General features: G+C 60.0%; 21 protein-coding genes. 2 read left to right on the top strand and 19 right to left on the bottom strand.

Features of this window, described 5'->3' with window-relative positions:
* The 9 genes from ACJ8IN_RS12845 to fkpA all read right to left on the bottom strand — a co-directional run.
* Positions 1-224, bottom strand: a 224-nt coding sequence (locus tag ACJ8IN_RS12845) for a GTP-binding protein (protein ID WP_008502775.1), incomplete at its 3' end; no start/stop codon positions are given.
* 70 nt (positions 225-294) lie between these two features.
* Positions 295-2,409 (bottom strand): elongation factor G, encoded by a 2,115-nt coding sequence (fusA, locus tag ACJ8IN_RS12840; RefSeq protein ID WP_033654876.1) that lies wholly within the window; start codon positions 2,407-2,409, stop codon positions 295-297.
* Positions 2,410-2,502: 93 nt separating this feature from the next.
* A complete protein-coding gene (gene rpsG / locus ACJ8IN_RS12835) occupies positions 2,503-2,973 on the bottom strand; it encodes a 30S ribosomal protein S7 (RefSeq protein ID WP_004956203.1) in 471 nt (156 codons plus the stop codon).
* 96 nt (positions 2,974-3,069) lie between these two features.
* Positions 3,070-3,444, bottom strand: a complete 375-nt coding sequence (gene rpsL / locus ACJ8IN_RS12830; RefSeq protein WP_004930426.1) for a 30S ribosomal protein S12 — start codon at positions 3,442-3,444, stop codon at positions 3,070-3,072.
* 143 nt (positions 3,445-3,587) lie between these two features.
* Positions 3,588-3,875 carry a sulfurtransferase complex subunit TusB gene (tusB, locus tag ACJ8IN_RS12825; protein ID WP_033636257.1) on the bottom strand — a complete coding sequence of 96 codons (288 nt, stop codon included), beginning with the start codon at positions 3,873-3,875 and terminating at the stop codon, positions 3,588-3,590.
* Between the two features lie 9 nt (positions 3,876-3,884).
* Positions 3,885-4,244 carry a sulfurtransferase complex subunit TusC gene (gene tusC, locus ACJ8IN_RS12820; protein ID WP_033636258.1) on the bottom strand — a complete coding sequence of 120 codons (360 nt, stop codon included), beginning with the start codon at positions 4,242-4,244 and terminating at the stop codon, positions 3,885-3,887.
* A 7-nt stretch (positions 4,245-4,251) separates the two neighbouring features.
* The gene (gene tusD, locus ACJ8IN_RS12815; protein ID WP_033636259.1) at positions 4,252-4,641 is read right to left on the bottom strand and encodes a sulfurtransferase complex subunit TusD; all 390 of its coding nucleotides are present in this window, start codon (positions 4,639-4,641) and stop codon (positions 4,252-4,254) included.
* Positions 4,641-5,363, bottom strand: coding sequence for a helix-turn-helix transcriptional regulator (locus ACJ8IN_RS12810; RefSeq protein WP_004930418.1), 723 nt, complete (start codon positions 5,361-5,363; stop codon positions 4,641-4,643). Before ACJ8IN_RS12810 ends, tusD begins: the two co-directional genes overlap by 1 nt.
* A gap of 373 nt (positions 5,364-5,736) precedes the next feature.
* Complete coding sequence (fkpA, locus tag ACJ8IN_RS12805; RefSeq protein WP_016930330.1) at positions 5,737-6,576, bottom strand: FKBP-type peptidyl-prolyl cis-trans isomerase; 840 nt, start codon at positions 6,574-6,576, stop codon at positions 5,737-5,739.
* 356 nt (positions 6,577-6,932) lie between these two features.
* Between fkpA and ACJ8IN_RS12800 the strand changes: the two genes are divergently transcribed.
* Positions 6,933-7,160 carry a SlyX family protein gene (locus ACJ8IN_RS12800; protein WP_004930414.1) on the top strand — a complete coding sequence of 76 codons (228 nt, stop codon included), beginning with the start codon at positions 6,933-6,935 and terminating at the stop codon, positions 7,158-7,160.
* 15 nt (positions 7,161-7,175) lie between these two features.
* On the opposite strand, the gene ACJ8IN_RS12795 is transcribed toward ACJ8IN_RS12800, so the two are convergent.
* The 7 genes from ACJ8IN_RS12795 to kefG form a co-directional block, all read right to left on the bottom strand.
* The gene (locus ACJ8IN_RS12795; RefSeq protein ID WP_308326081.1) at positions 7,176-8,348 is read right to left on the bottom strand and encodes a MalY/PatB family protein; all 1,173 of its coding nucleotides are present in this window, start codon (positions 8,346-8,348) and stop codon (positions 7,176-7,178) included.
* A 1-nt stretch (position 8,349) separates the two neighbouring features.
* Positions 8,350-9,789, bottom strand: a complete 1,440-nt coding sequence (gene nhaC, locus ACJ8IN_RS12790; RefSeq protein WP_308326083.1) for a Na+/H+ antiporter NhaC — start codon at positions 9,787-9,789, stop codon at positions 8,350-8,352.
* A gap of 122 nt (positions 9,790-9,911) precedes the next feature.
* Complete coding sequence (locus ACJ8IN_RS12785; protein ID WP_308326084.1) at positions 9,912-10,940, bottom strand: LacI family DNA-binding transcriptional regulator; 1,029 nt, start codon at positions 10,938-10,940, stop codon at positions 9,912-9,914.
* A 92-nt stretch (positions 10,941-11,032) separates the two neighbouring features.
* Entirely contained in the window at positions 11,033-11,620 is a 588-nt protein-coding gene (slyD, locus tag ACJ8IN_RS12780; RefSeq protein ID WP_004930407.1) for a peptidylprolyl isomerase, read from the bottom strand.
* A 112-nt stretch (positions 11,621-11,732) separates the two neighbouring features.
* Entirely contained in the window at positions 11,733-11,936 is a 204-nt protein-coding gene (locus tag ACJ8IN_RS12775; RefSeq protein ID WP_015379274.1) for a YheV family putative zinc ribbon protein, read from the bottom strand.
* 14 nt (positions 11,937-11,950) lie between these two features.
* A complete protein-coding gene (gene kefB / locus ACJ8IN_RS12770) occupies positions 11,951-13,759 on the bottom strand; it encodes a glutathione-regulated potassium-efflux system protein KefB (RefSeq protein ID WP_033636264.1) in 1,809 nt (602 codons plus the stop codon).
* Positions 13,760-13,761: 2 nt separating this feature from the next.
* Positions 13,762-14,313: a glutathione-regulated potassium-efflux system ancillary protein KefG gene (kefG, locus tag ACJ8IN_RS12765; protein ID WP_025159909.1), complete on the bottom strand. Its 552-nt coding sequence runs from the start codon at positions 14,311-14,313 to the stop codon at positions 13,762-13,764.
* Positions 14,314-14,442: 129 nt separating this feature from the next.
* Between kefG and ACJ8IN_RS12760 the strand changes: the two genes are divergently transcribed.
* On the top strand, positions 14,443-16,356 hold the full coding sequence (locus ACJ8IN_RS12760; RefSeq protein ID WP_033636266.1) for an ABC transporter ATP-binding protein: 1,914 nt from the start codon (positions 14,443-14,445) through the stop codon (positions 16,354-16,356).
* A 3-nt stretch (positions 16,357-16,359) separates the two neighbouring features.
* Here the strand turns inward: ACJ8IN_RS12760 and tauD are convergent, their stop codons facing one another.
* The 3 genes from tauD to tauB are packed head-to-tail and all read right to left on the bottom strand — an operon-like array spanning position 16,360 to position 18,805.
* On the bottom strand, positions 16,360-17,208 hold the full coding sequence (gene tauD / locus ACJ8IN_RS12755) for a taurine dioxygenase (RefSeq protein ID WP_197847327.1): 849 nt from the start codon (positions 17,206-17,208) through the stop codon (positions 16,360-16,362).
* On the bottom strand, positions 17,205-18,041 hold the full coding sequence (gene tauC, locus ACJ8IN_RS12750; protein ID WP_033645254.1) for a taurine ABC transporter permease TauC: 837 nt from the start codon (positions 18,039-18,041) through the stop codon (positions 17,205-17,207). Before tauC ends, tauD begins: the two co-directional genes overlap by 4 nt.
* The gene (tauB, locus tag ACJ8IN_RS12745) at positions 18,038-18,805 is read right to left on the bottom strand and encodes a taurine ABC transporter ATP-binding subunit (RefSeq protein ID WP_240023417.1); all 768 of its coding nucleotides are present in this window, start codon (positions 18,803-18,805) and stop codon (positions 18,038-18,040) included. Before tauB ends, tauC begins: the two co-directional genes overlap by 4 nt.
* Between the last annotated feature and the right edge of the window lie 2 nt (positions 18,806-18,807).

The following is an 18,807-nucleotide window of genomic DNA, read 5'->3' as shown; positions in this document are numbered from 1 at the left end:
CGAGTCGGGGTGTCATACTCAACGTGAGAGGTGTTGATGGTGATACCACGAGCTTTTTCTTCTGGCGCGTTATCGATCTGATCGAAAGCACGTGCAGAACCGCCGTAGGTTTTAGCCAGAACGGTGGTGATCGCTGCAGTCAGGGTAGTTTTACCGTGGTCAACGTGGCCGATAGTACCAACGTTAACGTGCGGTTTTGTACGTTCAAATTTTTCTTTAGACACGGCTATATTCCTTACTATAGCGCTCTCCCCTTCTGGAGAGAGCACGGGACTTTGGTTTTAACCCTGCGGCTTATTTGCCACGGGCTTCGATTACGGCCTGAGCGACGTTGTTCGGTGCATCATCATACTTCAGGAATTCCATGGTGTATGATGCGCGACCTTTAGTCAGAGAACGCAGCTGAGTTGCGTAGCCGAACATTTCGGACAACGGTACTTCAGCGTGGATCTTAACGCCAGTCACTTCAGATTCCTGACCGCGCAGCATGCCGCGACGACGGCTCAAGTCACCGATAACGTCACCGGTGTTCTCTTCTGGAGTCTCAACTTCAACCTTCATGATAGGCTCAAGCAGAACTGGTTTCGCTTTCTTAAAGCCTTCTTTAAAGGCGATAGACGCGGCCAGTTTAAACGCCAGTTCAGAGGAGTCAACGTCGTGGTAAGAACCGAAGTGCAGACGAATACCCATGTCTACTACCGGGTAACCAGCCAACGGACCAGACTTCAGCTGCTCCTGGATGCCTTTATCAACGGCAGGGATGTATTCGCCAGGAATTACACCACCTTTGATGTCGTTGACGAACTCGTAACCTTTCGGGTTAGAGCCCGGCTCCAGTGGGTACATGTCGATCACAACGTGACCGTACTGACCGCGACCACCAGACTGCTTGGCGTGCTTACCTTCAACATCGGTAATCTTCGCGCGAATCGCTTCGCGGTAAGCTACCTGAGGTTTGCCCACGTTAGCTTCAACGTTGAATTCACGCTTCATGCGGTCAACGATGATGTCGAGGTGCAGTTCACCCATACCGGCGATGATGGTCTGGTTAGACTCTTCGTCAGTCCATACGCGGAATGACGGGTCTTCTTTAGCCAGACGGCCCAGAGCCAGACCCATTTTTTCCTGGTCAGCTTTGGTTTTCGGTTCAACGGCGATAGAGATTACCGGCTCAGGGAATTCCATACGCTCCAGGATGATTGGAGAGTCTGGATCACACAGGGTGTCCCCGGTGGTCACGTCTTTCAGACCGATCGCAGCGGCGATGTCGCCTGCGCGAACTTCTTTGATCTCTTCACGCTTGTTAGCGTGCATCTGAACGATACGGCCGAAACGCTCGCGCGCAGACTTAACGGAGTTCAGCACGGTGTCGCCGGAGTTAACAACGCCGGAGTACACGCGGAAGAAGGTCAAGTTACCGACGAACGGGTCGGTAGCGATTTTGAACGCCAGAGCAGAGAACGGCTCGTCATCACTTGCGTGACGCTCAGCCGGAGTGTCTTTACCGTCGTCCAGGATACCGTTGATCGCAGGAACGTCAGTTGGTGCCGGCAGGTATTCGATTACCGCATCCAGCATCGCCTGCACGCCTTTGTTCTTGAACGCAGAACCGCAGGTAACCAGGATGATTTCGTTGTTCAGTACGCGCTGACGCAGAGCAGTTTTGATTTCTTCCTCGGTCAGCTCTTCGCCGCCCAGGTATTTTTCCATCAGCTCTTCGGAAGCTTCCGCAGCGGACTCGATCAGGTTCTGGCGCCATTCTTCAGCCAGATCCATCATGTCAGCCGGGACGTCTTCGTATTCGAAGGTTACGCCTGCGTCTTCTTCGTTCCAGTTGATCGCCTTCATTTTCACCAGGTCGATAACGCCGGTGAATTTGTCTTCTGCGCCGATAGCCAGCTGCAGAGGAACAGGATTGGCGCCCAGACGAGATTTGATCTGGCCTACAACTTTCAGGAAGTTAGCACCCATACGGTCCATTTTGTTAACGAACGCGATACGTGGCACTTTGTATTTGTTAGCCTGACGCCATACGGTTTCAGACTGTGGCTGAACACCACCAACAGCACAGTAAACCATTACCGCGCCATCCAGCACACGCATGGAACGTTCTACTTCGATGGTGAAGTCAACGTGCCCTGGGGTGTCGATGATGTTTACGCGATGCGGTTCGAACTGCTTGGCCATACCAGACCAGAAAGCAGTAGTCGCTGCAGAAGTGATGGTAATACCACGCTCCTGCTCCTGTTCCATCCAGTCCATGGTGGCAGCGCCGTCATGAACTTCACCGATTTTGTGGTTTACACCGGTGTAGAACAGAATACGTTCGGTAGTGGTGGTTTTACCGGCGTCGATGTGAGCACTGATACCGATGTTGCGGTAGCGTGCAATGGGTGTTGTACGAGCCATTTGATTCCTCTATTCCTAGGGCGTTCAAGTTCAGTTAACCCAAGCGGGCCGATTTGACGCGCCCGCTTGGTTAGCATGACTACAGCCGGGTGATTACCAGCGGTAGTGGGCGAACGCCTTGTTGGCTTCGGCCATACGGTGAACGTCTTCACGCTTCTTAACAGCAGAACCTTTGTTCTCTGCTGCGTCAGACAGCTCGTTCGCCAGGCGCAGAGCCATGGATTTATCACCGCGTTTACGTGCAGCATCAACGATCCAACGCATTGCCAGAGCATTACGACGAACCGGGCGGACTTCAACTGGTACCTGATAAGTAGAACCGCCAACGCGACGCGACTTAACTTCTACAGTCGGGCGAACGTTGTCGAGAGCGACTTCGAAAGCTTCCAGGTGATCTTTACCAGAACGCTGAGCCAGGGTCTCCAGCGCGGTATAGACGATTGCTTCTGCAGTAGATTTTTTACCGTCTACCATCAGGATATTTACAAATTTGGCCAGCAGCTCAGATCCGAACTTAGGATCTGGCAGGATTTTACGTTGGCCGATTACGCGACGACGTGGCATGGAAATACTCCGTTGTTAATTCAGGATTGTCCAAAACTCTACGAGTTTATTTTGACATTAAAGTTAAAACGTTTGGCCTTACTTAACGGAGAACCATTAAGCCTTTGGCTTCTTCACGCCGTACTTGGAACGAGCTTGCTTACGGTCTTTAACACCGGAGCAGTCAAGCGCACCGCGGACGGTGTGGTAACGCACACCTGGCAGGTCTTTTACACGACCGCCACGGATCAGGATTACGGAGTGTTCCTGCAGGTTGTGGCCTTCGCCACCGATGTAGGAAGTCACTTCGAAACCGTTGGTCAAACGCACACGGCAAACTTTACGCAGTGCGGAGTTTGGTTTTTTCGGGGTAGTGGTGTATACGCGGGTGCATACGCCACGTTTCTGCGGGCAGGCTTCCAGCGCTGGAACGTTGCTTTTAGCAGCCTTCACAGAGCGTGGTTTGCGAACCAGCTGGTTAATTGTTGCCATTAAAAAAGCTCCTGGTTTTTGCTTCGTACTAGCTTCGTAAACATGTGATAAATCCCCTCGTATGCACTATTGGCAAAGTACGAGGACGCAGAATTTTAGGACTGACCAGTATGGGTGTCAAGAAATATACAACATCACTCTCATTACCAGGCCATTTGGCTGCGGTGTTGTTCGGTTAATTCAACGAAGTGATTATAGCCGACGACAGTGATTTTGTGCGAAAAATGACCAACCAATCCCCGGGCTTCCAGGTCGTCCTGCAGCGCGTAAAGGGATATGGGGGCGGCGAGCAGCGATTCAAGATGGGCGCTGCCGGCAAGGCCTGCAAGCACGCCGTCCTGCAGCAGCAGCAGCGCGTCACCCTCCGCCGTCAGGCGCAGCAGCGCAGGCAAGTCACATTGGTTTGGCGAGTGGCTCAGGGTATACAGCATCAGAGGATCCTAAAACGTCATCACGGCGTCGTAGCCGGCCAGTTCGCGGCGCAGTTCGTCCGGTGCCAGCACCTCGGCATCCAGCACCCAATCGGTCACCTGGCTCAGCCCACGCTCCTGCAGCGAAGCCTGGCACAGATAGCACCGCTCCACGTCATACAGCGGCAGCACGCCGAAGGTGGCGATGTAATTGCGCGCCAAAATCTTTTCCGGTTGCTGGCCCGGCAACAGCTGCAATACGCCGTCGCCGACAAAAAACACCCCCAAATCTTCACTGAGCGCCGACGTGGCGAGCAGCGCATCCAGCCCTTCCCTGCCGCCGGCGCCGCCGTGCGGCCCGTGGGTGAAAACAAAAGCGACTCGTTTCATCATATCCTCAGAACTGCACCAGACGGTCGCAACTCAGCGACGCTTCGGCCAGGGAACCCAGCCCGCTCAGGGTAAAGCCGGGCTGCAGGTTGGCGCTTGCCAGCCCCTGCTGCGCCGCCTCCTGCTCGTCGGTGACCCCACGGCGCAACGCGGCGGCTACGCAGACGTTGAGCGCTACGCCGTGTTGCTGCGCCAGTTGCGTCCAACCGCGCACCAGGTCAAACTCGTCGCTGGCGGGCGCGGTCAGCTGGTTGGCGTTCAGCACGCCCTCACGGTAGAAAAAGACGCTGGAAAGCCGGTGCCCTTTCGCCAACAAAGCCTGAGCGAACTGATAGGCGCTGCTGGCCTGCTGCGTGCCGTAAGCCGGGCCGGTGACCAACAGGCAATAATCGAGCATCAACGGTCGCTTCCCAACAGATCGCCGCTCTTGAACTGGCGGATGTACAGATACACGGTGTGTTTGGAGATGTTCAGGCGATCCGCCACCTGGTTGATCGCATCCTTGATGTCGAAGATGCCTTTCTCATAGAGGTTGAGCACCACCTGGCGGTTCTTGGCGTTATTGGACACCGAGCGGTCGGCGTTCACCTCTTCGATGGTGAACTCCAGCGTCTGCGCCACCAGATCGTCGACGGAAGACGCAAAATTCACCGACGACGGCACGTCCTGCGTGGCCGGCGGCATAAAGGTCTGCATGATCTGCGAGAACGGTACGTCGAGGTTCATGTTGATGCACAGCAAGCCGATCACCCGCTGCTCGCGATTGCGAATGGCGATGGTCACCGACTTCATCAACACGCCGCTCTTGGCGCGGGTAAAGTAGGCTTTCGACACGCTGCTGTCGTCGCCGGCCATGTCGTGCAGCATGCGCAGCGCAAGATCGGTGATCGGCGAGCCGATTTTACGCCCGGTATGTTCACCGTTGGCGATGCGTACCGCGGAGCTGTTCAGGTCTTCCAGCGCGTGCAGTACGATCTCGCAGTGGCCGCCGATCAACATCGCCAGCCCGTCGACCACCGCTTCGTAGGATTTCAGGATTTCATGATCCGTTTGAGTAAACGGACGTTCATTCAGCAAATCAAGTTCGCTGGCTTCGCTGGATAAAAGCGAATTCGACATCGAAGATACCACCCTCATAGATCGCCTGTGCCAGGGGGCGCAGCTAAAACCGCTCGGACCGGATCGCTGCCGTCGTCGGCACGCCGTAGCGCGGCCGGCTGAGAGCGGCATCGAACTGCACAATGGCATCCGCGGGCGAGGCGGCCGGGAACAATTTTAGGTACACGCCCTAAGGGGCAGACGCATGACTGATAAGTCAGAATTATTAGTCTAGCAAAGCGGCCGGAGCAAAGTCCTTGCGTTTGCGCGTGGTATTGACGTTAAGCCCGATGCCCGGCAGGCGTCAAGCGTTCAATGGAGAGAGAAGCGGCGGCTGCCGAAATGAAAACCGCCGCGGAGGGCATCCGCGGCGGTGGCAAACAGAGCGACGATGTTATTTCGCTTTAGCGTCGGCTTTCGCGTCCGCCGGTTTTTCGGCTTTAGCGTCGGCTTTCGGCGCCGCTTTCACGTCCAGCAGCTCAACGTCGAAGACCAGCGTGGAGTTAGCCGGGATGCCCGGAACGCCGGTTTTGCCGTAGGCCAGCGCCGGTGGGATCACCAGCTTGATTTTGCCGCCTTTCTTGATGTGCTTCAGGCCTTCGGTCCAGCCTGGGATCACACCGTCCAGACGGAACGACAGCGGCTCGCCGCGAGTGTAGGAGTTATCGAACTCGGTACCGTCGGTCAGGGTGCCTTTGTAGTTCACCACCACGGTGTCGCTGTCTTTCGGCGCTTCACCCGCGCCCGGCTTCTCTACCTGGTACAGCAGGCCGGATTCGGTTTTCTTCACGCCTTTTTCTTTAGCGAAGCTATCGCGGTACTTGGCGCCTTTGGTTTCGTTGTCCTTGGCGTCCTGTTCCATCTTCGCCTGAGCGGAAGCCTTCACGCGCGCTTCGAAGCCCTGCAGGGTCTTCTCGATGTCGGCGTCGTTCAGTTTGCTCTTGTTGGCGAACGCGTCCTGAACGCCGGCAATCAGCTGATCTTTGTCCAGCTTGATGCCCAGCTTCTCTTGCTCTTTCAGAGAGTTGTCCATGTAACGGCCGAGAGAGGCGCCCAGTGCGTAAGCCGCTTGCTCGTCGTCGTTTTTGAACTTGCCGGTGCTCGGTGCTGCTGCCGCGTCCGCTGGTTTAGCGGCTTCTGCCGGTTTGGCGGCATCGGCTGCCATGACCTGGGTCGCATTCAGAGCAAAAGCCATGGTGGTTGCCAGAAGCGTGACTTTAAACAAAGATTTCATCCATTTCTCCAGTGTCTGAAGCAATGCCCCAAACAATCATTAGGTAAGATAACCGGGCTACTATAGCTGCCTGAAACAAAACAAAACAGTCGCACAGGTAACCAATCGAGTCAAAGTGTGACTCCCGCTTTGCCAAGAAGTTTCCCCCTGCGTGCTACTCCCATGATAAATCAGATTTTTCTTGCGGGATATTCGGCCAGGCTCGCAAAAAACGGCAGATCGCGCGTGCAACTTTTCAGCACTTTACATTGTCGATCGCAACGTTGCGCGCCGTCTGGAGAAATAGCGCGAGCAAACCCGGCGCCAGCTGTTACCATAGCGCCGAATCAGGATTTTATCGCGTCAGAGGTAGCCTCATGCACAACGCCGACATTCAACGCCTGCTACAGCGGCTTGAAGAACTGGAGAGCCGTCAGGCCTTCCAAGAGCTCACCATCGAAGAGCTCAACCAAACAGTCATCCAGCATCAAATGGAAATGCTGAAGATGCGCGAACACCTGCGCATGTTGACCGACAAGCTGCGCTCGACTCAAACCTCAATGATCGCCTCGCAATCGGAAGAAACGCCTCCGCCGCACTATTGAGGGCCCGCCATGCGGTTATTTCAGGCGTGCCAACCCTTCGACGGCACGCTCGAGATACCGGCGCGGGCACCCCAGGTTGATACGGATAAAACCGCTCCCCTGCGGGCCGAAACCGCTGCCCATCGACGGCGCCAGCTTCGCCACCGCCACCAGCGCCTGCTGCAAGTCAGCATCGTTCAAACCCAGCGAGCGGCAATCCAGCCAGGCGAGATAGGTCCCTTCAGCCTGAGTCATCGCACACCAGGGCGCGGCGGCCGCCAGCGCCTGCTCAAACCAACGCCGGTTCTCCGCCAGGTAGTCGAGCAGCTCATCAAGCCAGGCAGCGCCCCGTTGATAGGCTGCGGTCGCCGCCGTCATCGACAGCGCGTTGAATACATCCAGCCCGTGGGCGTTCAGCCGATCGACAAACGCCTGCCGAAGCCGGGCGTTGGGGATCAGGAAATTCGAAATGCGCAGCGAGGAAAGGCCGAACGTTTTGCTGGCGGACGTCGCCGCAATTACCCGCTCGCGATATTCCTCGCCCAGATGCAACACCGACGTAAACGTCTCGCTGGGCAGCAGCAGGTCGGCCCAAATTTCATCGGAGATCACCGTGACGTCGTGGGCGTGGCAGAGCGCCATGAGCCGCTCCAGTTCATCGCGGCGCCAGCAACGACCGGTCGGGTTGTGCGGATTGCACAGCAACAACAGCGGCGGTTTACGCAGCGCCAGGCAGGCGGCCAGCTGGTCGAAATCGATCCGGTATCCCTGCGGGGTTTCCAACAGCGGGTTTTCAATCACCTCTCTGCCATTCATGGTGACTATCTTGGCGAACGAGCCATAGTACGGCCCCTGCACCACCACGCCATCCCCCGGCTTGCTGAGCAGTTGGATCAGCATCGCCAACCCCGGCACTACCCCTTCAATCGACGTGAACCACTCGCGCCGCAGCGGCAAGCCGTGTCGCTTGGCAAACCAGTCGATCGCCGCCTGATAGTAGGCGTCGTCGCGTTCGCTGTAGCCAAAGACGCCGTGGTCCACCCGCTGATGCAGCGCCTGCTGCACCTCTGGCGGGCACGGAAAGTCGAAATCGGACACCCACATCGGCAACAGTTCGCTGCCGTCCAGTTGCAGATAGCGGTCGATGAAGTCCCACTTCACGGAGCCGGTGTTGTGGCGATCGATGATGGCGTTGAAATGACTCGTCATGTCAGGCTTCCTTACGCTGCAAGTCGTTCTGAGGTTGGAGTTTGGCGATACCGAAGCCGGTGAACCCATAAATCAGGGCGAACACCACGGCGGCATAACATTGGATCGCCCACGGCAGCAGATCGAGGGTGCTAACCCCCAGCGTGGTGGCCATGTAAATGCCGGCGGCCGTCCACGGGATCAGCGGTTCGATGACGGTGCCCGCATCTTCGACGGTGCGCGACAGATTTTTGTTGTCCAGCCCCATGCGCCGATAGGCCCCTTTGAACAGCTCCGCCGGGATCAGCAGCGCCAGCTTGCCGTCGCTGGTCGCGCCGGTCACCAGGATAGTGGTGGCAACGGTGGCGGCGATCAGTTGGCCGGTGGTGTGCACCACGTTCAGCAGCCGGCTGATGATCACCGTCAGCGCGCCGGTCAGCGTCAGAGCGCCGGCGAAGGAAAAGGCGCAGAACACCAGCAGGATCGTACTCATCATCGAGAACATGCCGCCGCGGTTCAGCAGGCGCGGCACATCGGCGACGATACCCTCGACGTTGTGGCCCTGAGCGGCAAACATCGACAGATTGAAACCGTCCATCAACGCATTCAGCCCCTGCTGCAGGCTAAAGCCCTGCAGCGCGACGCCGATGGCGATCGCCAGCGCGCAGGCGGCCAGCATGACGGGGATCACCGGCCGTTTGGTCACCGCGCCCCATAGCACCAGCACCGGCGGCAGGATCAGCAGCAGATTGAAGTGGTACAGCCCCTCGAGCGCACCGACGATTTCGGTCACTTTTTCCGGCGTTGCCACGCTGCCCACCGCACCGCTGTGGCCGGCGATCAGGTACACCACGGCGGCCAGGATGAAGCTCGGCAGCGTCGTGTACATCAGATGCTGGATATGGCTGTAGAGATCGGTATCCGCGACGATGGCCGCGAAGTTGGTCGAATCGGACAACGGCGAAATTTTGTCGCCGAAGTAAGCGCCGGACACCACCGCCCCGGCCGCGGCGGCCAGCGGCACGTCCAGACCGGCGGCCACGCCCATCAGCGCCACGCCCACGGTGCCGGCCGCTCCCCAGGAAGTGCCGGTGCACACCGAGATCACGCTGGTGATGAAGAATGCGGCGATCAGAATGTATTGCGGGCTGATCAGCTTCAGCCCCCAGTACACCATGTAAGGGATTGTGCCGCTGATCATCCAGGTGCCGATCAGGCCGCCCACGCAGATCAGGATCAGGATAACCGGCATCGCCTTCGCCAGCTTGGCCACGATGGCCTCGATGATGTCGTCCCAGCGGTAGCCTTGCCACCAGGCCAACGCGGCGGCGATGGCGGCGGAAACCAGCAGCAGCGGTTCAATGCGCAGGCCAAACTGACCATAGCCGATGATGAGCAGCAACAGCATGGCCACAATCGGCAGCGTCGCCAACCCAAGGTTGAGCGTTTTCTTATTATCCATATACGGCTCCTGTTGAAGATGGGGTACGGCAACAGCGTAATGGCTTCGATAATCGGAGGATGTGAGCGCAGGCAATCGGCCATGTAATCGGTTTCATGAGGTAGCGTTGTGTGAGCCGTCTCTCATTCGCCGCGCTTGCTTTGCGCATGCGCCTCACCGTCGGTTACGGAGTCTCGCAGGATAAGTTCGGCCGAAAAGCGGTTGTTCTGCGGCACGACGTCGCTGCCGCTGTGGATCTGCAGCGCCAGGCGCGCAGCGCGTCGGGCCATTTTCTCGATCGGGTAATGCACGGTGGTCAACGAAGGATGGAGATATTTCGCCAGGGCAATGTCGTCAAAGCCGACGATCGACAGCGCCTCGGGCAGTTGAACTTGCCGTTGATGGCAGGTGCGCATCATGCCGGCGGCCATCACGTCGTTGAACGTCACTGCAGCGGTGAAGCGTTGGTTGCTGGCCAGAACGCGCTCGGCCGCCAGTTCGCCCCCTCGCTCGTTGAAGGGCACGCTGATGATCCAGCTGCCGGGCACCTCAATGCCGGCGGCGGCCATGGCCTGGCGGTAACCCGCTAGCCGCTGCGCGCGATCGTCGATCGGCAGATCCGCCGTCACGCAGGCAATTCTTCGATGTCCCTGACGTATGAGCAGCTCGGTCGCCGTCTGCGCCGCATTGGCGTTGTCGAGCCAGATGCAACGGTTGGCGATCGCGGGCAGATAACGATTGATCAGCACCAGCGCGGGCGTATGGGCGGCGTAGCGCAGCAGCGCCTCCTCCCCCATGCGCGTGACGTGCGCCACGATGGCTTCACATCCCTGATTGATGAGAAAATCGAGGCCGCTTTTTTCCAGCTCGGCCTGATGCCCGCCGCTGCACAACATCAACCGCACGCCGGCCTGCCGCGTGATGTCTTCCACGCCCCGCGCCAGACGCGAGAAAAACGGATCGTCAAGATTGCCGGTCAGCAACCCCAGCATATTGCCGCTTCTTTTCGCCAGCGCCAGCGCGGCGGCGTTGCGGTGGTAGTTAAACTCGCGCATCGCTTTCTCGACGCGTTCGCGGGTCACCGGTTCAACGTAGGCGGTATTATTGATCACCCGGCTGACGGTGGCCGTGGAAACGCCGGCGCGCCGCGCCACGTCTTTCATGGTGGCCATGGCATGTCCTGTTGTGCCGTTCGGCGCCCGGTGCGCCGCGCATAAAAAAGGGCAGCCGATGGCCGCCCTCTTGTCTCGTCACTGCGATCTGCTTAGTGGCAGCCGCAGCCGCCATTACCGCAACCGCCTTTACCGTGGTCGTGACCATGGTCGTGATCGTGGCTGTGGCCGTGACCGCCGCAGCAGCCTTCACCGTGTTCGTGGTGATGGTCGTGCTCGCCGTGTACGTGACCGTGCGCCAGTTCTTCTGCGGTCGCTTCGCGGATCGCGACAACTTCCACGTTGAAGTTCAGGTTCTGGCCGGCCAGCATGTGGTTGCCGTCAACCACCACGTGGTCGCCGTCAACTTCGGTGATTTCAACCGGTACCGGGCCCTGATCGGTGTCAGCCAGGAAACGCATGCCGACCTGCAGTTCGTCAACGCCCATGAAGACGTCTTTCGGTACGCGCTGCACCAGGTTTTCGTCGTAGTTGCCGTACGCGTCGTTCGCGCCGACGTGAACGTCAAAACGATCGCCAACGTCGTGGCCTTCGAGTGCTTTTTCCAGACCTGCGATCAGAGAACCATGCCCGTGCAGATAGTCCAGCGGTGCGCTCACCGGAGACTCATCAACCAAAACACCGTCTTCTGTACGTACTTGGTAAGCCAGGCTGACCACCAAGTCTTTTGCTACTTTCATGATATCTCCTACCGTTGGCTACTAGGACGCGCACCGTTATCGGGATGCGCGCCTTTTCCGGACAGATTGTAACGGAAATCTGCCTCGCTGTACCCTCCGGGATAAAAAAACGCTACTTCGGCTGGAAAATGCCGATCACCTGCTCTTGCGGGCGAACGTGTTTTTCCACCTGTTGTTCGGTCTGGCGCTGATGGTGGCCGCACTTGACGCACTCCACCACCTCCACCTGATCCTCCCGCCATACCGCCAGCGTATCCATGGCGCTGCAGCTCGGGCACACCGCCCCGGCGATAAATCTTTTACGTGTTGCAGACATCGTTATGCTCCCGCTTATTCGTATTCGTCCCAGCCGTCGAACTGGCGACTTTCTTTTTGCATTTCGCGATGGAACAGCTCTTCCAGCTCGCGCCGCGCCTCTTTCACGCGGGAAATTTGCGCCACGTCGCCCTGATGCGGCGGCATCAGTTCACGCAGCATGCGCATATCCAGGCGGCGGAAATGCTGCTGGGCGCGGAAGGCCTGATGCGGGTGCATGCCCAACTCCATCAGCGCTTTGCGCCCCAGTTCCAGCGCGCTGGAGAAGGTCTCGCGGCTGAACTGCTTCACGCCCGCCTGCAGCAACTCATGCGCCTCCACGCGGCCGCGCGCCCGCGCCAGAATGCTCAGATTCGGGAAGTGCTGCTGGCACAGCCGCACGATCTCCATGGTGTCTTCCGGCTCATTGCAGGTGATCACGATCGACTTGGCTTTTTCGGCGCCCGCCGCGCGCAGCAGCTCCAGCTCGGTGGCGTCGCCGTAATAAACCTGGTAACCGTAACGCCGCAGCACGCCGACGGCGCTGACGTCGCGCTCCAGTACGGTAATGCGCATTTTGTTGGCCATCAACAGGCGGCCGATCACCTGGCCGAAACGCCCGAAGCCGACGATGATCACCTGCGGATCGTCGTCCTCTACGTACGGCGTTTCCTCTTCTTCGCCCTTGGCGTTATAGCGACGCGCCAAAATGCGGTCGATGGCCTGCATCAGCAGCGGCGTGGTCATCATCGACAGCGTCACCACCACCAGCAGCAAGGAGAGTTGATCCGGCTGCAGCACCTTTTGCGCGCCCGCCGCAGAAAACAGCACGAAGGCGAACTCGCCGCCCTGGCTGAGCACCCCGGCGAACTGCAGGCGCACCGAACTGCGCAGGCCGAACAGACGCGACACCCCGTAGAGCACGCCGGATTTGATCGCCACCAGCGCCAGCACGCCGATCAACACCTCGGCCAGATGGGTGTAGAGCACGCCGATATTCAACACCATGCCCACCGAGATAAAGAACAGCCCCAGCAGCAGCCCTTTAAACGGCTCGATGGAAATCTCCAGTTCGTGGCGGTATTCGCTCTCCGCCAGCAGCACCCCGGCGATGAAGGTGCCGAGCGCCATCGACAGGCCAAGCGTCTCCATAAACAGCGCCGAGCCGAGCACCAGCAACAGCGCCGCGGCGGTGAAGATCTCGCGCACGCCGGAAGCGGCGATATAGCGGAACAGCGGTCGCAGCAGGAAGCGGCCGCCGATCAGCATGCCGCCGAACGCCGCCACCTTGAGCGCGATCTTCGCCCAGTCGTCGCTGGTTCCGCCGGCGCCGGCCAGAATGGGGATCAGCGCCAACGCCGGGATCACCGCCATATCCTGGAACAGCAGCACCGAGAAGCCGAGCTGCCCCCCTTCGTTGCGGTTCATGCCCTTCTCGCGCATCAGCTGCAGCGCCATGGCGGTGGAAGACATCGCCAGGCCGATACCGCCGATCACCGCCGCCTGCCAGGCGAAGTGCGTCAGATACAGCAACGCGCCCAGCACCGCAGCGGTGATCAACACCTGGCCGGCGCCGGCGCCGAAGATCGAGCGCCGCAGCTCCCACAGCTTGCTGGGGTTCAGCTCCAGGCCGATGATGAACATCAGGAACACCACGCCCAGCTCGGAGAAATGCAGGATCTCGTCGACGTCGCGAATGAAGCCCAATCCCCAGGGGCCGATGGCGATGCCGGCGATCAGATAGCCCAGCACCGCGCCGATCCCCAGGCGACGGGCGATCGGCACCGTCACCACCGCGGCGAACAGGAACAGCAAAATGGCGGTCAGTAAGGTCGATCCTTCCATCGTCACCGCCCTCCGTGCGGCAGCGGGTGGCTCAGCCACTCGCCGTAGGCGTCCGCATGGCTGCGCAGCACCTCCGGCTTCTGCCGCCGCGCCCAATAGACCACGAACGGCGTCAGCCAATGCATATGGCACATCCCGGCGGTCAACTCGAACGGCCGCAGGATATCTTCCATCGGATAGTGGTTATAACCGCCGGTGCGGTAGGCGCCTTCCGGCTCACCGGTGGTGATCACCGAGCGCCAGTATTTGCCCGCCAGCGCATTGCCGCCCACCCCGCTGGCGAAGCCGCGCGACAGCACGCGATCCAGCCACTCCTTCAGCAGCGCCGGGCAGCTGTAAGTATACAGCGGGTGCTGAAACACGATGACCTGATGCTCACGCAGCAGCTGTTGTTCGTGATGGATATCGATAAAAAAATCGGGATAGTGCGCGTAGAGATCGTGCACGGTGACATGTTCCAACTGCTGCGCCGGTCGAAGCAAAACCCGGTTCGCCACCGAGTCATGAGATTCCGGATGGGCATACAGCAGCAAGACCTTGGGCGGCTGCGACATCATTCCCCTCCAAAGCGTCGTCAGGGTAGCGGTTTTCCGTTACCATGCATCGCAAAGACAAAAACAGCGCGCGGTGCGCGTTCTGTTACCTTAATGATAATTTAACATACTCTGAACATACGGCGCTTTATGATTGTATTCTCCTCGCTACAAATCCGACGCGGCATCCGCGTCCTGCTGGACAACGCCACGGCGACGGTTAATCCAGGTCAGAAGGTCGGCCTGGTGGGCAAAAACGGCTGCGGCAAATCCACGCTGCTGTCGCTGCTGAAGGGCGAGATCGCGGCGGATGGCGGCAGCTTTACCTTCCCCGGCAACTGGGCGCTGGCCTGGGTCAACCAGGAGACGCCGGCGCTGGACGTGCCGGCGATCGAGTATGTTATCGACGGCGACCGCGAGTTTCGCCAGCTCGAAGCCGAATTGCAGGCGGCCAACGACCGCAACGACGGCCACGCCATCGCCACCCTGCACGGCAAGCTGGACGCCATCGACGCCTGGACCATCCGTTCCCGCGCCGCCAGCCTGCTGCACGGCCTCGGCTTCTCCAACGAACAGCTGCAAAGCCCGGTGCGCGACTTCTCCGGCGGCTGGCGCATGCGCCTCAACCTGGCGCAGGCGCTGGTGTGCCGTTCCGACCTGCTGCTGCTCGACGAACCGACCAACCACCTGGATCTCGATGCGGTGATCTGGCTGGAGCGCTGGCTGAAAAGCTATCCCGGCACGCTGGTACTGATCTCGCACGACCGCGACTTCCTCGATCCGATCGTCGACAAGATCCTGCATATCGAACAGCAGACGATCAATGAGTACACCGGCAACTATTCGTCGTTCGAACGCCAGCGCGCCACCAAGCTGGCGCAGCAGCAGTCGCTGTATCAGCACCAGCAAGAGAAAGTGGCGCACCTGCAAAGCTATATCGACCGTTTCCGCGCGCAGGCCACCAAGGCCAAGCAGGCGCAGAGCCGCATCAAGATGCTGGAGCGCATGGAGCTGATCGCCCCGGCGCACGTCGACAACCCGTTCACCTTCAGCTTCCGTCCGCCGGAAAGCCTGCCGAACCCGCTGCTGCGCATGGACAAAGTCAGCGCCGGGTATGGCGATAAAGTGATCCTGAAGTCAATCAAGCTGAACCTGGTGCCCGGCTCGCGCATTGGCCTGCTCGGCCGCAACGGCGCCGGTAAATCCACGCTGATCAAACTGCTGGCCGGCACCCTGGAGCCGCTGAGCGGCGAGATTGGCCTGGCGAAAGGCATCAAGCTGGGTTACTTCGCCCAGCACCAGCTGGAATTCCTGCGCGCCGACGAATCGCCGCTGCAGCACCTGAGCCGCATCGCACCACGGGTGCTGGAACAGCAGCTGCGCGACTATCTGGGCGGCTTCGGTTTCCAGGGCGACAAGGTCAGCGAAGTGACCGAACGCTTCTCCGGCGGCGAGAAGGCGCGGCTGGTGCTGGCGCTGATCGTCTGGCAGCGCCCTAACCTGCTGCTGCTCGATGAACCAACCAACCACCTGGATCTCGACATGCGCCAGGCGCTGACCGAGGCGCTGATCGATTTCGAAGGCGCGTTGGTGGTGGTCTCGCACGACCGTCACCTGCTGCGCTCCACCACCGACGATCTGTACCTGGTGCACGACGGCCAGGTCGAGCCTTTCGAGGGCGATCTCGACGACTACCAGCAGTGGCTTGTCGACCTGCAGCGCCAGGAAAGCCAGCAGGACGCGCCGGAAAAAGAGAGCGGCGGCAACAGCGCGCAGGCGCGCAAGGATCAAAAACGCCGCGAGGCGGAGTTCCGTACGCAGACCCAACCGCTGCGCAAGCAGATCGCCAAGCTGGAACAGCAGATGGAAAAACTGGGCGCCGAACTGGCGGCGGTGGAGGAACAGCTGGCGGATCCCGCGCTGTACGACATCAGCCGCAAGGCCGAGTTGACCGACTGCCTGCAAAAGCAAAGCCAGGCCAAATCCGCGCTGGAAGAGACGGAAATGACCTGGCTGGATGCGCAGGAACAGCTGGAGCAGTTAACGCAGGCGTTCGAAGCCTAAGCCTCAGGCCTTGTAAACAGGCCTATCCCCCAGAATGGTCGCGCGGTGCATGATGCGCCGCTGCGGCAGATAATCCGCGTTGGCGTAGTGCTGCGTCACGCGGTTATCCCAGATCGCCACGTCATTTTCCTGCCAGCGCCAGCGCACCTGAAACTCCGGTTTGGTGATGTGAGCAAACAGGAAGTTCAGCAAAGCGTCGCTCTCTTTCGGCGCCAGATCGACGATCCGCGTGGTAAACCCTTCATTGACGAACAGCGCCTGCCGGCCGCTGACCGGGTGGGTGCGCACCACCGGATGCAGCAGCGGCGGGTTTTTCTGCACCGCCTGTTGCCAGCGCTGATGCTCCTCTACACTGCCGCGATGTTTGTGTTCCGGGAACGACTTGGTGAAGTCATGCTCCGCACGCAGCCCCGCCAACAGCGTTCTGAACGGTGCCGACAGCGCCTCGTAGGCCGCGATGCCACTGGCCCACAGCGTATCGCCGCCGGTGGAAGGCAAGGTCTTGGCCGCCAGGATCGCCCCCAGCGGCGGGTTGTCGATAAAGGTCACGTCGGTGTGCCAGTTATCGTTGTCCGGCGGGTTGTCGTCGTGGGTATCGAGCACGATGATCTCTTCCACGTCGGTGGCGTGCGGATAGACCGGATGGATATGCAGATCGCCGAAGCGGCCGGCCAGATCGCGCTGCTGCAGCGGGGTGATCGGCTGATTGCGGAAGAACAGCACCTGATGCTTCAGCAAGGCGTGATAAAGCTGCTCAAACTGGCCGTCGCCCAGTGGCCGGGCCAACTCGACGTTTTCCACCAGCGCCCCGATGTAAGGCCCCAGCGGGGTGATATTCAGACGTTCGTTCATTGCTGTACTCCATGCCACGGGGTCAATCGGCGCTGCAGAGCACGCAGCCCCAGCTCCAGCCCAAATGCAATCACCGCAATCACGCCGATGCCGGCCAACACCACGTCGGTCGCCAGAAACTCACCGGCGGATTGCACCATAAATCCCAGGCCGCGCGTGGCGGCGATCAGTTCGGCGGCCACCAGCGTCGACCAGCCGACGCCCAGCCCGATGCGGATGCCGGTCAGGATCTCCGGCAGCGCGCTCGGCAGCACCACGAAACGCAGCACCTGCCAACGCGTGGCGCCCAACGCCCGGGCGGCACGCACCCTCACCTGCGCCACGCTGCGCACGCCGGCCACGGCAGACAGCGTCACCGGCGCGAAGATCGCCAGATAAATCAGTAAGATCTTTGAGGTTTCGCCGATGCCGAACCAAATCACCATCAGCGGCAGATAGGCCAGCGGCGGCACCGGGCGATAGATTTCAATCAGCGGATCGAGAATGCCGCGCACCGTGTCGTTCAGCCCCATGGCAATGCCCACCGGGATGCCGACGATCACCGCCGCCAACAGCGCCACCAGAATGCGCCCCAGGCTGGCCGCCAGGTGTTGCCACAGCGTGGCGTCCATAAAGCCTTGCGGGCTGGCGATGGTGATCAGCTGGTGCAGTACCTGCTGCGGCGCCGGCAAAAACAGCGGGCTGATCAGCTGCAGCGCCGTCACGCCCCACCAGACGATCAACACCGTCAACAGCGTGGCGCCGCTCAGCCAAACGTTGCGCGGCACGCTGAAACGGCGCGTCGCTTTGCCCTGCGGCTGCGCCGCGGCCTTCAGAGTGGAATGCAGGCTCATAGCAAGGCCTCGCGCTGTTGGAAAACTTTGCCCAGCACGTATTCGCGCTGCGCGATAAATTCAGGATCGGACTTGATGGCGCGGCAGGCTTCGCCGTCGGCATAGCGTTGGCCGAAGTTCAGCGACAGCCGCTCCACCACCTGCCCCGGCCCCGGCGACAGCAGCAGCAGTTCGCTGGCGAGGAACACCGCCTCTTCAATATCGTGGGTGATCAGCAGCACCTGCTTGCCGGTATCACGCCAAATGGTCAGCAACAGCTCCTGCATCTGCTCGCGGGTGAACGCGTCCAGGGCGCCGAACGGTTCGTCCAGCAACAACAGCCGCGGATCGGCGGCCAGGGCGCGGGCGATGCCAACGCGTTGGCGCATGCCGCCGGAAAGCTGCCAGATAAAGTGCTGTTCATAGCCCGCCAGCCCCACGCGCTGCAGCATCTGCTCCGCCACCTGGCGGCGCTGCGCCTTGCCGACACCGGCCAGCTGCAGGCCGAACTCGACGTTGTCCACCACGTTACGCCACGGCAGTAAACCCTCATGCTGGAACACCACGCCCCGTTCGGCGCTCGGGCCGTGAACGGGCGTTCCATCCAGCGTGATGCTGCCAGCTGAAGGCTCGATAAACCCGGCGATCAAATTCAGCAGCGTGGTCTTGCCGCAGCCCGACGGGCCGAGCACCACCACCAGTTGCCCGGTGGCAATCTGGAACGACACGTCACGCAGCGCGGGCCGCCCCTGATACTCTGCTGAAAGATGATTGACGTTTAGCATCC

Source organism: Serratia sp. CY31944 (genome assembly GCF_052169175.1).
In the GTDB taxonomy this organism is placed as follows: Bacteria; Pseudomonadota; Gammaproteobacteria; order Enterobacterales; family Enterobacteriaceae; genus Serratia; species Serratia sarumanii.
This window is presented reverse-complemented; position numbering and strand designations above follow the sequence as displayed.

Coding starts and splice junctions, on each gene's coding strand:
- fusA (WP_033654876.1), bottom strand. CDS start 2,409: ATGGCTCGTACAACACCCATTGCACGCTACCGCAACATCGGTATCAGT.
- rpsG (WP_004956203.1), bottom strand. CDS start 2,973: ATGCCACGTCGTCGCGTAATCGGCCAACGTAAAATCCTGCCAGATCCT.
- rpsL (WP_004930426.1), bottom strand. CDS start 3,444: ATGGCAACAATTAACCAGCTGGTTCGCAAACCACGCTCTGTGAAGGCT.
- tusB (WP_033636257.1), bottom strand. CDS start 3,875: ATGCTGTATACCCTGAGCCACTCGCCAAACCAATGTGACTTGCCTGCG.
- tusC (WP_033636258.1), bottom strand. CDS start 4,244: ATGAAACGAGTCGCTTTTGTTTTCACCCACGGGCCGCACGGCGGCGCC.
- tusD (WP_033636259.1), bottom strand. CDS start 4,641: ATGCTCGATTATTGCCTGTTGGTCACCGGCCCGGCTTACGGCACGCAG.
- ACJ8IN_RS12810 (WP_004930418.1), bottom strand. CDS start 5,363: ATGTCGAATTCGCTTTTATCCAGCGAAGCCAGCGAACTTGATTTGCTG.
- fkpA (WP_016930330.1), bottom strand. CDS start 6,576: ATGAAATCTTTGTTTAAAGTCACGCTTCTGGCAACCACCATGGCTTTT.
- ACJ8IN_RS12800 (WP_004930414.1), top strand. CDS start 6,933: ATGCACAACGCCGACATTCAACGCCTGCTACAGCGGCTTGAAGAACTG.
- ACJ8IN_RS12795 (WP_308326081.1), bottom strand. CDS start 8,348: ATGACGAGTCATTTCAACGCCATCATCGATCGCCACAACACCGGCTCC.
- nhaC (WP_308326083.1), bottom strand. CDS start 9,789: ATGGATAATAAGAAAACGCTCAACCTTGGGTTGGCGACGCTGCCGATT.
- ACJ8IN_RS12785 (WP_308326084.1), bottom strand. CDS start 10,940: ATGGCCACCATGAAAGACGTGGCGCGGCGCGCCGGCGTTTCCACGGCC.
- slyD (WP_004930407.1), bottom strand. CDS start 11,620: ATGAAAGTAGCAAAAGACTTGGTGGTCAGCCTGGCTTACCAAGTACGT.
- ACJ8IN_RS12775 (WP_015379274.1), bottom strand. CDS start 11,936: ATGTCTGCAACACGTAAAAGATTTATCGCCGGGGCGGTGTGCCCGAGC.
- kefB (WP_033636264.1), bottom strand. CDS start 13,759: ATGGAAGGATCGACCTTACTGACCGCCATTTTGCTGTTCCTGTTCGCC.
- kefG (WP_025159909.1), bottom strand. CDS start 14,313: ATGTCGCAGCCGCCCAAGGTCTTGCTGCTGTATGCCCATCCGGAATCT.
- ACJ8IN_RS12760 (WP_033636266.1), top strand. CDS start 14,443: ATGATTGTATTCTCCTCGCTACAAATCCGACGCGGCATCCGCGTCCTG.
- tauD (WP_197847327.1), bottom strand. CDS start 17,208: ATGAACGAACGTCTGAATATCACCCCGCTGGGGCCTTACATCGGGGCG.
- tauC (WP_033645254.1), bottom strand. CDS start 18,041: ATGAGCCTGCATTCCACTCTGAAGGCCGCGGCGCAGCCGCAGGGCAAA.
- tauB (WP_240023417.1), bottom strand. CDS start 18,805: ATGCTAAACGTCAATCATCTTTCAGCAGAGTATCAGGGGCGGCCCGCG.